The following is a 13,406-nucleotide window of genomic DNA, read 5'->3' as shown; positions in this document are numbered from 1 at the left end:
CACAACTTGACCAACACATCCGGCACCACACCACCAAACTCCGCCACATGCTCATCACCACACACCGGCCCCTGCCACACAACCGGTTTCGTCCGCGCAAACCAGTCCACCAACTCATCCAAATCCCGCGGCGCCATACCGAACCTCCTTCTGATCAGACCACTAATCTACCGACCACCACCGACAACGAAACCGCGTCAACCAGGCGCAAACCTGACATAGATCGCACAGTTGCCGAAACCACGCAACGACAGGTCCTGCAACCACGCCCGAAGCGCCGCCTTCTCCTGCTGGTTCGTCGACCCCAACGCACCATTCACATCTCGGTCACCATACGTCGACGCCGACCGACGACCACCCGCCACCTGATCGTTATTGTGCGTGATCACCTGATCCGACCCACTGCCATACAACTGCACATCGGCATACGCTTCAGCCACCTCCTCCGCAGTCTCCGGGCTGATTCCTTCCCCAACAAGTGCATCGAAACAACGGTCGCGCAGCTGTTTCCGTAGCTCGCTGCGGAGTCCAGCCGTCGCCTCGCGGGTTCCATCGTACGTATCGATCGCCTCGAGCAACTCGTCTACGGACCGCGTTTCCATGCCGTGGCGCTGAGCATCGAGCTGCCCAGCAGCTTCCTGCCTGTCGGCACCTTCACCCAGGTAGCGATACGGATTCTTGAGAAGGTACGTCAAATCCTCGCCGTGCGCTGCGCTGTCGCGACTCGCGGTGTCGATATCCGATTGTTCGAGCTCCTCGGTGTGACGAGCACGCTCCAGCTCACGCAACTCAGCTCGATGCCGGTCACGCTGATCGCCACAAACCTTCTCCGGATCGGTCCCAAGCCCGTTGTCCTCGGCCTCATTACGAGCCCGTGCAAGGGCGTTGGCAAGCGACTCACGCCGCTCAGCCACGTCCGGCGACGCAGTCCGGTCCGGAACGACCTCAGGCAGACCATCGTCACCAACCCGCAACCGCGGGTATCCCGCATCGTCTCCACCCGGTCTACGTGCGAAGCTGATGTCACGCTTTTCGGTGTATTTGTCATCAAGTTCCGACCACATCCGCGCGTGTGCCCCGCGTTCGCGGCCACGCGCCTGTTGCAACCGCCTCTCCGCAGCCGTGACCTCCCGGGCATCACCTCGTTGCATTGCATCGGCTAGATCGGCGTCCGCCCGAGCACGAGCGTCGCTCGCAGAGCGCGCCTCATCCACCACAGACTCGATGTGCTGTCGGTTCGCCGCCTTTGTCGCCGCATCCATGATCGGCCACGGGGTTTCAGGCTCCGCCGTAACCGGCGCATCGCTCGGCTCCTCACCCAGCCGAGCAGCCTCATCCTCACCGACTCGGTGCCCACCAGCGCGCGAATCTCCACCGTCTCCGACATGCGGGCCATCCGAACCGGCATCAGCATCATCAGCAGAAGAACGCCGCGACCCCAACCCGCGACCATCGTCGCCCTCCCCACGCACACCGGCCCGCCCAGCATCCCCGTGCTCACCACTCTTCTCGCCCGGAGTGTCCTCACGCGGCCCGTCCCGACGCGTCCCCACCAACTCGTGATCACCGAACACCCTGCGCCCACCCGCATCACCCCGCGGATGCGTCACCCGCCCATCATCAGCCCCCACCGGCCCACGACCATCGTGATACGCAGCACCGAACTCCTCGAACCGGCCCAACCCCTCAACCAAACCCACCACCCGCTCACCCGCAGGCGCCGACGGATCCAACACCACATGCTCACCATCAACACGCGCCACCGTCACCGCATGCAAATCACCGCCCACCTCGGTTCGCCCCACCACCGTGGCCACCGCATCATCACCCAACCGCTGCAACGACCTCGCCACCGACTCAACAGACCCACGATCAAAACCGTCCACCCCCAACCGATCCGCCAACTCCGCAGTACTCACCCCCGCAAAATCGCTGCCCCGACCCTCCGGCGCCACCGCCTCCCCCGACAACAAACCATCCCGCACCGCCACCGCCTGATCACCACACTGCTGACCCGACACATTCGACTCATCCACCACCCCCAACGCGTCATCAACCTGTTCCCGCGTCATCGACGACGACAACCCCACCCGACCGGATGCGTCCACATCGTCGATGACCCGAGGACCGGCTACATCATCGCCACCATCAGACCGAAGCTCCTCAACCACAACAGGTCCGGAATCAGGGTGGACATCACCCGCGCGGTCGGCGTGCACACCCCCCACACGTGCCCGCACCGCATCGGTCAGCCGGGCCGCACCGTGATAGGCCGCCTTCACCGATGCCACACCCAGCAACGACCCCGACACCGCCAACATCGTCACCGCATCCGGCGCCGGATGCACATCGCCACCCACACCCACCGGCACACCCTCCGAATGCGTGGTGAGCGACGACATCACCTTCTGCGCCGCATCATCGAAACTCTTCAACACCCGCGCAGGAGCCTCCCGCGACTCCCGATCCATCCGCTGCACCGCCGCGTCATCGGCAACCCGGCGCGCGGCGGCCAATTCCTCGGTCTGCTCCGTCCGACCCTCATCATGCGACACCGGCGGCCGCACACCATCATCAGCAGCGGCATCAGTGTCGGCGCCGCGATCGGGCACCACATCCCCATCACCGTCACCGCCCCGACGGACCGGGCGCTGATCCTGCACATGCGGTCCCGCCACCTCACCACCGTCATGAGCGATCAGATGCGGAAGATGCGCAACATCATGCGGAAGTCCGTCGACAGCAACAACATCCATCCGCACCGTCACATCACCCACACGAGCGGACGGCATCTGCGCCGCACCCTCAGACGCCGCATCCGACGCCGAATCCGACCGTTGCGCGACCTCCGGATCGGCCACCTCACGCCCATGAGGTCCACCGGCCCGCTCACCCCCACCGTCACGATCGCTCAACCTGCCCGGCCGGTCGTCACCGAGTCCGTGCTCCGGCCACGCGGGCTCCCGCGCATGCCCATCCCCCTCGAACGGCCGCGCCGACCCACCATCACCGGCACCACGATCCGCACCCGTATCACCCGCCGGACCATCCGGGCGAGCATCCCCGACCGACGGACGATCCACCGGCAACAGCCCACCCCGCTCACCCCGCCCACCACCAGACACCGGCCGGGCACCTTCTGGAACCCCCGCCGAAACCTGCGACCCCACACCACGATCCACGCCCGCACCCTCAACACCCACCGCCGAAGACACGGCCTCCGCCCGCACCGCCGTCAACATCCGCGGCACCCCCGCACCGTCAGGCCGCGCCGACACCACCGCCCCCGACGCCGCCGGATGCCCCGCAATCGCCGACACCACCGGCCGACCCCCCACAACACCCGACCCAGCACCCGACCCAGCACCCGACACCGAGCCCGCGCCCCCCCGGCACATGACCCGCCGCCGCAACCGGGGCGGGCGCCGCCGCACCCGCCGGCGCGGCCGGCGCCGACGGCGATCCCCCGGCCGCCGGCGTCGACGCCGGCGAAGATGCCGAAGCCGCAGCCGAAGCCGCCGACGGCTCAGGGTGCAGCCCAACACCTCCCGAACCATCACCGACCACACCCACCGAACCGCCGACACCATCACCCGACGCCGGAACCGCCGAACCAGCAGCCGCCTCACCAGAATCCCCACCACCATGCGCAGCCCCCGCAGCCACCGACGACCCCTGACCCCCCACGCCACCGCCGGACGCAGCCGCCTCGGCGGGTACGCCGCCGGACACGGTCGCGCCATCCAGGTGCCCAACAATTCCGTGATCACCCAACCCCGCCGCGTCCCCGCGTGCCGGCGAACCACCCACCACACCGGTAACCGATTCCCGCCCAGTCAACCCCGCAGTCAGCCCACCACCCTCAGGCTTCCCCGGCAACGAACCCATCAACGACGACCCAAAAAACCCGCAGCATTGAAATGCCCGCCGGTCAACAACATCGCCCCACCATTACCCGCCGCACCACTGACATAACCGATCACCCCACCACGAGCCAAAAACGCGGCCTTCGACGTGTTCTCGGAGACCTTCCCGAAAAGCCGGTCAGCGAACTTACTCATCCCCACACTCGACACCCCACCGATCGCCCCACCCAACGCATACGACTCCACCACCATGCCGAGCTGCTTCACATCGATCTCCGACCGATGCCCCTGCGACATCTGATAACCCTGAATACCGAGTTCCTGCACCACCCCCAACGCCGACCACTTCAACGTCTCAGCCACAATCTTGCCGACCGTGGTCTGAACCAACTCCTTGATCGTGGTCACCGCAACCGACTTACCGACCTGCTCCACGATCTCCCTGATCAACGTGCGTTCCATCACCGCGATCGCCGCACGAGTAATCGCCTGAACAATCGGAATATCGGCCAACGACCCGCCACACGTCTCCCACGCATTAGCGAGCGCAAAAGCAATCTGCACCGCCGCAATACCCAACGACGCCAAAATCGTCAACTTCGTGTACTGGATCTGAGTACCCGTCGCCGACGCCAACTCAGCCAAACCATCCATACCCTCGGCCAACTTGTCGACCGCATAATCACCCGAGAACATCTTCGAGAACTCATCAGCAATCGCCTGCGCCGAAGCGCCCTCGATCACCGACAACGTCTCCTGAGTAACCGAATTCAACTCCGGAACCAGATCCCGCAACCGATCAGCATGCGAACGCCACGTATCAGCGATACGCCACATCGCATCCTCATCACCCTGCGGCCACTTCTCACCAGCCAGATACGACACCCACTGCAACGACCCCGGAATCCCGATCGTCACAATGCAACTCCACTCGCGTGCGGACGAAGCTCAGAACAACCGTTCACATCCCCGCCGAGTCGCCGCCCTCGAGGTTGTCGGCGGTGTTCCGCAATCCCTCGGAGTAGGTGGTGAGTAGGTCGACCTTGGCCGAGATCGCCTCGGAGACACCGTGCTTCTGCCCCAGGTAGCCGCCCCCGGCTCCACCGGTGGCGAACTGGGTGCCGGGTTCGTCGTCGCCCCATGGCGCACCCTCACCGGCCAGACTCGACTCCAGGCTGGACAGCACCTCCTGGAGCCTGCTGCTGGTGCCGGCGAGGTGCGCCGACGCCGCGCGCAGCTCCGCAGGGGTGACTCCGAGTTCTGCCATGATCGCTCCTTCAGGTTGTCGGCCCGGTGGCGTCGCTGTGACGGCCGACGGGTCGGTTGGGTTGTTCGACGTCGGCTATGTCCAGCGACCGGCGCCCGGATGCGGGGCGGTCGAGCGTTCGGTGGAGCCCGGCGGCGCCGTGGAGATCTGTTCCGGGGTGATCGCGAAGTCGCGCAAATCGGGTGCGCCGTCAAGGACTTCGGACAACGACGGCAGAGCCGCGTTCGCCTTGCGAATCGACTCCATCATTGCTTCGCCCTGACGGGCCACGTTCGCCGCGGCCTGCTGAGCGGCCTCGGTGACGAACCCGGCCAGATCCTCGAAGTCATACTCGTCGAGGAAATCCGGGTCGATCTCGGTCTTGATCACCACCCCTTGGGCGTTGACGTGCACCGTCACCGTACGGTCGGCGACCGTGGCATGAGCCACCAGTTGCGCGCGGCGGCGCTGCACCTCCCCGATCGCAGTGAGCTGTTCTTGCGCGCTGGCCATCAACTCATGGAAGTCGAACCCGAGTCCGTCGTCCGCCGTCGTCACACTTCCCCCCAAGTAGGTGTTGAGCACAGTGGCCGCCATACTTTCACACGCGAATGACCGCCGCTAGCCGCCCGACACGCCAGACTCTACGATCACGACAGCCACCACGACCACACCACCGTCCCGAGGGAGGCCAATGACCTCGTCGTCGACACCCGATCCTGCCGATGATGTGTCGCTGAGCTGGGGTTTCACCGATACGGCCAGCGCATCAGCATCTTCGGAGGACCACGCCACCGCGAACCAAAGCCCCGAGGTACTCCTCGGCGAGGTCGTCGGTGGAATACATGACACGCTGCCGCCCGCGTGGTCGTCCTATCTGACCGAGATCGCCATCGCCGCCGACGAACATCGCACGCGTGCCGCGGTCGAGACGCCCGACGGACGGCTGCTGCCGCTCACTGTCGGTCCGGGGGTTCTGCGCGCCGCCGCGGCGCACCGTGAACTCACTGCCGGAGAGAGCCCCTGGATGTGGCTGCGGATCACCGAGCATCGCGGCGGGGAACCACAGATCGCGGCATTCGACGGCTTCGTCGGCGCCCCGCCGCAACATCTGCTGTTTCCGCCGGCGAGTTACCGGGCCGACGTCAGCATGTCGACCGCGGCCACGACCCCGCTGTGGCTACTCGCCCACGTCCACGATGCCGGCCGACAGCTGCGTTCGGCGTCGACGGCCGCTGCTGCTTCACCGGCCGAATGCGTATACCCCACCGACGAGCTACCCCCGCTGCCGATACTGTGGCCACGCTTTGCCGCGTTGTCGGCGATCTTCGCAGCGGTCGACGCCGTCGACGGCCCGCGGATGACGAGTGCGGTGGGCATCTTTCGCGGCGAACTCGGCGGATGCACGTTGACCCGTCTGCCGTGCGGACGCGCTGTGCTCTCCGGCGGCGCCGACCATTCGACGCTGCTGACCGCGGCCTACCAGGGACAGCTCGAGCACCCCGACCTCTATCGCGGTGCGCCCGCCTGGGTCAGCAACATCGTGCTCGACGAGCGTGCCGCCGCCGGAATGCTCACCTTCTGCTACTGGTGGTCCGACGGCCGATGGTCGCGCGCCGATCTCGTCGGCCCACCGGAGTGGACCCCGGTCACCGAACTCGCCTCGGCCGTTCCCGGTGTGTGGACCTCGGTGACGACGGCCGAACTGGTCCGGGCGACGTTGGGACGGGTGGGCATCGAGGTGAGCACCGACGCCGCATGGAACTACGTCGCGCAGGTCGACGCCGGAAACATCCGTCCCGATCTGTTGACCTCGCTGCCGCACCCACCGGCCGCCCCGGCCGAGGGTCTGGCCGTCCTCGACCTCACTCAGTCGTGGTGACGCGCCCGCACCGCGCGCGAGGGAACTGGATAGGGTGACCCGCATGAGCACCGTCAACTCGGTATTCCCCCAAGCCGGATGGGAGATGGTCTACGACCTGCGCGCCGCGGTCCGCAATGGCGACGTTGCCGCGGTGAGCGCTTTGGTCGGCCAGGTCGACGTCGAGCAGGCCCGGCAGTTGGGCGCGATGGCCCCCTCCCTGCTCGTGCAGTACACCGGCACGCAGACCTCACCGGAGACGGTCCGGCTGACCGCTCGTACCCTGCATCGCCACCTCGCACCCTTCGACACGCGAAACTCGTTGACCGTCAATCACATCGTCGAGATCCTCACTCCCCTGCTGGCCGGAAATCCCTTACCCGACTGGGCAGATCGGCCGATGTTCCTCGCGAGCCTGGTCGGATTCCTGATGCCCGACGGCGCCGCCGAAGAACGAGTACGGGCCGACCTCGAGCCCCTGTGGGCCAGAGCGATGGAGTCGTGATGGCATCACCACAGACGTTCGATCGCTGGTGGCCCGAACTGGTCCGCGTGGGTTCGGCTCGGGGACAACGGGATCGGTGGCCCCTCGAAGAGGCGTTGTTGACCCTTCCGGACGAGGACGGCGCCGCGCTGGTCGCCGTCGCGATGGCCGGACTGCACGCCCGTCTACAGCGCATGTGCGACGACGACCCGACGGAGCACAAGCTGTGGCTCATCTCCGGGCTGCTCCAGTACCAGTTGCTCCTGCCGGAGGGGTACACCCGTGAGCACCTCTACCGCCTGCTGGGCGTGATCGCTTCACGCAACGAAGCCGCGTTGGCCAGCCCGGATATCGTGGCGCTCCTCGAACTCGTGTGGGGGCTCAAACCCCCCGCCGATCCGGAGCGCGCTCGGGAACACTCACTGCGCCGGTGGCTCGACGAGCCGCATCCCACCCCCGACAACTTCCTCGCACCGATCGTTGCCACCGTGCTCAGCGCATGCCCGGACGACTGGCGCAGCTTCGAGGGCACGCTCACCATGGCCGCCGGTCAACTGCTGGCGAACCTCACCGTCACGACTCCCACCCAACCCGCAGCATTGCTCAGCAGACTGCTTCCCGCACCCGAGATCATCAACCACCGCAAGGGCGACCACCTGGAGTGGCGCGCGGGCATCCGCGCCGACAACACCGAGGTACACACCACGACTCTGGACCGAAACGCAACACCCCACCCGGCAGAGTTGTTGCGTATCAGCGACTTCTACGCCGAGATGCCGTCCGGCCGAATCCCCGATGACACCCCCGCCTGGCTACGCGGTTACCTCACTCACGGCACGATCGACTACGGCTCGGGGCAGCGCCCGGTCGTCGGCCCCGCCGAAGCCCTCGACATCGTCCGCCGCCGAGCAGCGCAACGAGGCCTGGGGCCCACATTCGATACCCGGATGCTCGTGGCGGTCCGGCTACCGGCCGGCTACCGGGTCTACATGTATCAGCCACCGGACATCCCGTTCGACCAGTTGATCGTCGGATCGCCGCGCTTCTACGTCGGCGACGACTGCCGGATCTACCCCACCCGCGCAGGATTCCCCGCACATTCCGACGAGGAATTCCGCGTCGCCTTCGAGCAACGCCACGGCTACGACTCCACCACGGGCGAGCCCTGGGTCCGGCCCACCGCGATCGTCGGACCCAGAAAGCCGCAGTGACGTGGCCGGGATCGGTGTGTTCTCCGAGCGTGGGTGGGATGCGGTGTACCGCATCCGATCCGCGGTCAACACCGGTGACGCCGACGACTTCGGGGCGCTCTCGGTCGGCGTCGACCCGGAGGTGGCGGTGCAGACGACGATGATCGGCGAGACGTTGCTGCGGGCCGCACTCGGTGACGACCCGCCCGCAGCCACCCTGGCCGGTGCTGCCGCCACCCTCACGCCGCATCTGCGTCATCTGCTCAGGGCGCCCGCCCTTGACGCCGGACACGCCGCCGACCTCATCCGCACGGGTCTGCGTTTGCGGGACTGCCCCGGATGGGCTTCCCGCGCACAGACGATGATGTTCTTCTGCGGCTTCCTCGCTCCCGTCGACGACGCCGACTTCCTCGACTTCCGCCTGCGCGCCGAGCCCGCGTGGGCCGGCGCGATCGAGGACCACGTCCGGTGAGCGCCGTCCTCGACCCGGCGACCATCGACCGATGGCTGCGGGAACTGGCCGTCCTGGCGAGCGCGTGGGATCCCGCCGAACGCAACGCTCGATGGAACAGCTTCCGAGACGGCCACTCCCCCACAGATATCGACGACCTACTACACGTCGCCACGCATGCGGTGCGCGTGCGGGTCGGCGAACTCCTCGACGGCCGGCCCACGGTCGAAGGTGTCCTCGGCATCGCGGCGATGACCATGAACCGGGTAGGGCTCGACGATCCTGCACGCACCGGATCGCTTCTCGCGGACTGCGTCGTCGGCGCGCACGACCACATCCGAACCCTTGACGCCCAACGCCTTCCGTGGGTTCTGACCGCCATCGGGATGCCTGCCGACATCGAAGAACTCCGGACGGTCTTCGTCACCGAGTGGCTGCGCACCCAGCGCATCGATACCGCCGAATCGGCCTCCACCCTTCGACAAGCGGTCCTCGACAGCATCGTTCGCGCCGCACCACCTGGATGGCAATCGATCACCGGATCGCTCTGCGCTGCAGCCGGAGCCGCCCGCGCCACGCTTCGGGTCGCGCACCCCGACGGTGACGTGGGGATCTGTGCGCCGGTACGAATTCCCGTGCTCCACCAGCTGCGGGCGATCGATGCCGACGGCGGAAAGCCTTGGTGGCGAGCGGAAGTGCAGATCACCCACGACGACAGCGCACTCGTCACGACGCCGGCCGCGACTCCGGCCCCGCCCGTGGACCTGATGCGCCCCAGCGACTATCGTGCCGAGGCCGAGGTGACCGGGATCGCGTTACCACCCTGGATTGTCGAGTTCTGTGCCACCGGCACCGTAGAACCCGGCACCGCACCCACGCTCACACCGGCCGCAGCGACGGAGGCTGCACTGATCTGGTGGGCGTGCAAGCGCATCGAGGTCGACGCGCGCCATGTGATGGTTGAACGTGTCACCGACGGATACCGGGTCCATGCTCGTGTCGGACACGATGTGCTCGTCGCTCACGTCGACGATGCCGGCGGCGTCGGGAGTGCCGCAGATGCCGCATGAATGCCGACGAGTCGACCGTGCCACGCTGAATGGGAGGGGCGCTGGTATTCTCAGCGCCGGTCTCAGAGCGTCGCTCGACACCGAGACCATCACAACGCCGGACTTGTGGGATCACCGTGACGGGACCGTACAACACACCAGGGCAACCCACGGGCGCCGACGCCGGGGCGGTACCGCCTCCGCAGCCTCCGCACGGCGCGTCGGGGTGGCCGCCGTATGCCGGTCCTGGTGGCAGCCCTTGGCCCACGCCGCCGCAGACCCCACAGCAACAGCCCAAGAAGGACCGCAAGCCGTTCATCATCGGGGGCATCGTGGGTGCGGTGGTGATTGCCGCCGTGGTGGTGGTGACGGTGCTGGCGTTGATGGCCAACGCCGACGACAAAAGTCATGATCGGGCCAAGCTGATGAAGTACGTGACATCAGCTGCGCAGAGCACTTACGGGGGCAAAGACGGCGTCAAGTCCGTCACCTGCCCGCAGAACCCGCCCACCACCATCGGCGCGGTGTTCACCTGCACCGTGGACGTCGTAGACGACCCCACGCTGACGATCACCGTCACCGTCGCCGACCGGGGGTGGCGCATGAGCATGAACCCGACGATGCCGTCAAACTGAAGCGGCTCAGTTGTGCCGTTCGTAGATCTGCTTCACAGCGGCGATGTAGGTGTCGAACGCCTTCGCCGTTCGTTCTGGCGTCGCTGAGACCACCTGTCGGGCAGCCCGATTGACGATCAAATCACCGTGGTCTCGGACAGTGACGATATCGAAGGTCTTCGTGTCCGGGTCCGGGCGCCAATCAACCATCGCGCCGGGCAGCACCCCCACCGGGAGTGTTGCAACGAGCCCCCGTGCCATGACCGCGTCGAGCTCGCGCTCCTTCGCAAGTTCGTCGGGACCCGTCGACGCGCCCGTGAACCGCCATTCCCGCGGAGTCCCGGACACATTCACATCCAACGTCTTTGCCAGCGCTTTGCCCACGTCGACAGAATTCAGTGCGCGCAAGGTCACCTCGCCACCGATGTCGGGGTCGCGTCCGGGCTCTTGCGTTGCCAGGCAGGCAATGCCGTCACGAATTCCGACGTGGGCACGAAACAGTCTGCCCCATCGAGAACCGAAGATCTCGACACGGACCTCCGGAGTCGTCAGCGCGACAAGAGCCGGCTCGTACCACTCGGTCAGAGTGGTGATCGCCTCATCGATCGCATCGATCTGTTCATATCGATGCTCGTCGGTCGTATCCGAAGTCGGCCGCGCGCCCAATGGATAGGGTAAGTACTCGTGGCCGAAATGTTCCCACATCTGTTTGAAGGCAAACGGTTTCATCCGCCACACCGGAGAAACCATCAGGTACGGGTTCCGTCATCGCCGCTGGGCGTAGCTTGCTCGCCGCCTTCGATCGCCGAACCCTCGACCGCAGGTGTGATGTCCGGCCCCGCGATCTCTTCACCGTTGACCCGGGTGCGCAGCGCCTTGAGAACCTTGTGCACCTTGTCACCGCCGCCTCCCGCGCCACGACCGCCCGCGCCAGGTGCACCGCCGCCAGATCCCGTGGTGCCCTGTGCGGCCTGGGCGATTCCTGCAGACGGCCGGGTACTGGTCAAGGTGGACTTGGTGGTCCCGGTCTTCGTCGTGCGCTCCGACGGGGTATTCGTCGCACTCGGGGCGCCCGATCCGACGCCACCGCCTCCCGCGCCACGACCCGATCCTCCTCCGCCGGCGGTCGGCGACGACACAGGGGTGATACCACCCGGGAACCCGGTTGGTTCAACGACATTCGGAACGCCGCCGGCAGTCTTCTTTGCCAATTGCTCGGCTGCCTGTTGCGCCTGTGACATCGCCTGCTGGGCCGCCTGCGAGGCTTGCGAACCCATCGAACTCAGCGTCGCCGCCGCCGTGTTGCCGATTTGCGAGAGCGGGTTGTCGGTTGCCGACGGCCTGTCGACATTCTGCGCCGCATTCTCCTTCATCAAGTCTTCGAGCGACCTGTTGAAGTCGGGCGCAGACACCGGCTGCGCGCCGCCACCGCCTCCGCCCGTGCCTCCTCCGCCGGGGCCACCGCCGCCAGGGGTAGGAATGCCAGCGGGCATCGGGCCTCCGGGGCCGTCGGCCGGCGCCGGGCCTGCTGGGTGCAATTTCGTCAGGTTCTGCACCGATTCCTGAAGTGGTGTGGAGTAGTTTTTCGCCAACAGATCGGCAGCTTGCGACGTTGCCTTGAATACCTTGTCCACCATACCCTTCACGTAGACAAATTGCTCATCGCCAATCCCGCTGAGATAACTACCCCAAGTCCACGGTGTTTTTTCATCAATCTCTGTAGTGGGAATATGCTGGTAGTAGTCGCTCAGACCGAACCAGGTCTCGCCAGTGAAATGGTGCTCACCATAGGTAGTGTCATCGTCCATCGGCGGAAAATTCGTTGCAGCAAAACGGAAATTCGCCGCCAGCCCAGCCATTCGGTCCGACATCTCGTTGGCGTAGTCACGAATACCCTCTGGAAAGTCGCCCACAAATCCGGTGACTGCAGTGCTCGCCGATTGGGCGGTGTCACCGGTCCAGCTACTCGCGGTGATTTTCGATACGGCCGTGTTGTAGTGCTCCATTTCCGTGGCCCACTTCTCACCAAGTTTCTCCCACGCCCCCGAGATCTCGTCGAGCTGACTCTGTTTACCGTCGAAAGAATCCTTGACCGCTTTCATCTGGTCGTACGACTTACTACGCCAGTCCGTCCCCTTCACCGGCGATGGCTGGTAGACCTTACCCTCTGGCCGAGCTTCTCGCGTGAGTCGGTTCATGTTTCTGTCCATCCGGCGCTGGCCGACTGAACCGCTGCTCAATTGTCTGCGACTCTCGTTCAACTTGCCTATCGCGTCGGCGACAAGGTCATCGTAAGGGTTACCCATCGGAGTCTTGACGCGTCAATGTGCCGAGCGAGTATTGCATCAGGGTATGAATTTCGTCGACCGAATGCGCTTGTGCTGCCATCTCATTGCTCAGGTCTGCGCGCCTACCCGAGAGATGATCTTTGACGGCCTTCGCTTCATCGGAATCACCGAGTGCGTCGTTGAGGAAAGGTACGTTGGGATCCAGCCCAGCCTGCAGGAAACTTTCCAATGACGTCCGGGCAGCGGTCACGGCGCTCCGCACGCCGGGATCCAGGTGCAGCGTCAACGACTTGTCCCTCAGCGCCGGCCCGAAGGCATCGTCCGGCAGATCGCTACCACTCATCGAAAATTCCTCCC

General features: G+C 65.8%; 13 protein-coding genes. 6 read left to right on the top strand and 7 right to left on the bottom strand.

Going from position 1 to position 13,406, the window contains the following annotated elements; all coding sequences use genetic code 11:
- Positions 1-197: 197 nt before the first annotated feature.
- From ACPXB3_RS20715 to ACPXB3_RS20700, 4 genes are all read right to left on the bottom strand, one after another.
- Positions 198-2,438: a polymorphic toxin type 15 domain-containing protein gene (locus ACPXB3_RS20715; RefSeq protein ID WP_425729379.1), complete on the bottom strand. Its 2,241-nt coding sequence runs from the start codon at positions 2,436-2,438 to the stop codon at positions 198-200.
- Positions 2,439-3,887: 1,449 nt separating this feature from the next.
- Complete coding sequence (locus ACPXB3_RS20710) at positions 3,888-4,784, bottom strand: WXG100 family type VII secretion target (protein WP_425729377.1); 897 nt, start codon at positions 4,782-4,784, stop codon at positions 3,888-3,890.
- Positions 4,785-4,827: 43 nt separating this feature from the next.
- Positions 4,828-5,133, bottom strand: a complete 306-nt coding sequence (locus tag ACPXB3_RS20705) for a WXG100 family type VII secretion target (protein WP_425706926.1) — start codon at positions 5,131-5,133, stop codon at positions 4,828-4,830.
- Positions 5,134-5,208: 75 nt separating this feature from the next.
- Positions 5,209-5,709: a YbaB/EbfC family nucleoid-associated protein gene (locus ACPXB3_RS20700; RefSeq protein WP_425729375.1), complete on the bottom strand. Its 501-nt coding sequence runs from the start codon at positions 5,707-5,709 to the stop codon at positions 5,209-5,211.
- Between the two features lie 97 nt (positions 5,710-5,806).
- On the opposite strand from ACPXB3_RS20700, the gene ACPXB3_RS20695 reads away from it, so the two are divergent.
- The 6 genes from ACPXB3_RS20695 to ACPXB3_RS20670 all read left to right on the top strand — a co-directional run bounded on the left by ACPXB3_RS20695 (position 5,807) and on the right by ACPXB3_RS20670 (position 10,782).
- Positions 5,807-6,994: a hypothetical protein gene (locus ACPXB3_RS20695; RefSeq protein WP_425729373.1), complete on the top strand. Its 1,188-nt coding sequence runs from the start codon at positions 5,807-5,809 to the stop codon at positions 6,992-6,994.
- 43 nt (positions 6,995-7,037) lie between these two features.
- A complete protein-coding gene (locus ACPXB3_RS20690; protein ID WP_425729371.1) occupies positions 7,038-7,478 on the top strand; it encodes a hypothetical protein in 441 nt (146 codons plus the stop codon).
- Positions 7,475-8,668, top strand: a complete 1,194-nt coding sequence (locus tag ACPXB3_RS20685) for a hypothetical protein (protein WP_425729369.1) — start codon at positions 7,475-7,477, stop codon at positions 8,666-8,668. The genes ACPXB3_RS20690 and ACPXB3_RS20685 overlap by 4 nt, the downstream gene beginning before the upstream one ends.
- 1 nt (position 8,669) lies before the next feature.
- Positions 8,670-9,119 (top strand): hypothetical protein, encoded by a 450-nt coding sequence (locus ACPXB3_RS20680; RefSeq protein WP_425729367.1) that lies wholly within the window; start codon positions 8,670-8,672, stop codon positions 9,117-9,119.
- Positions 9,116-10,168, top strand: coding sequence for a hypothetical protein (locus ACPXB3_RS20675; protein ID WP_425729365.1), 1,053 nt, complete (start codon positions 9,116-9,118; stop codon positions 10,166-10,168). The genes ACPXB3_RS20680 and ACPXB3_RS20675 overlap by 4 nt, the downstream gene beginning before the upstream one ends.
- Before the next feature lie 116 nt (positions 10,169-10,284).
- Positions 10,285-10,782, top strand: coding sequence for a DUF4333 domain-containing protein (locus tag ACPXB3_RS20670; protein ID WP_425706933.1), 498 nt, complete (start codon positions 10,285-10,287; stop codon positions 10,780-10,782).
- 6 nt (positions 10,783-10,788) lie between these two features.
- On the opposite strand, the gene ACPXB3_RS20665 is transcribed toward ACPXB3_RS20670, so the two are convergent.
- From ACPXB3_RS20665 to ACPXB3_RS20655, 3 genes are read right to left on the bottom strand one after another with little or no spacing between them, the layout of a single operon-like run.
- On the bottom strand, positions 10,789-11,511 hold the full coding sequence (locus tag ACPXB3_RS20665; protein ID WP_425706934.1) for an ESX secretion-associated protein EspG: 723 nt from the start codon (positions 11,509-11,511) through the stop codon (positions 10,789-10,791).
- Positions 11,511-13,067 (bottom strand): PPE domain-containing protein, encoded by a 1,557-nt coding sequence (locus ACPXB3_RS20660; RefSeq protein ID WP_425729363.1) that lies wholly within the window; start codon positions 13,065-13,067, stop codon positions 11,511-11,513. Before ACPXB3_RS20660 ends, ACPXB3_RS20665 begins: the two co-directional genes overlap by 1 nt.
- A complete protein-coding gene (locus ACPXB3_RS20655; RefSeq protein WP_425706936.1) occupies positions 13,060-13,392 on the bottom strand; it encodes a hypothetical protein in 333 nt (110 codons plus the stop codon). Before ACPXB3_RS20655 ends, ACPXB3_RS20660 begins: the two co-directional genes overlap by 8 nt.
- Between the last annotated feature and the right edge of the window lie 14 nt (positions 13,393-13,406).

Source organism: Gordonia sp. DT219 (assembly GCF_049847065.1).
Classification (GTDB): domain Bacteria; phylum Actinomycetota; class Actinomycetes; order Mycobacteriales; family Mycobacteriaceae; genus Gordonia.
This window is presented reverse-complemented; position numbering and strand designations above follow the sequence as displayed.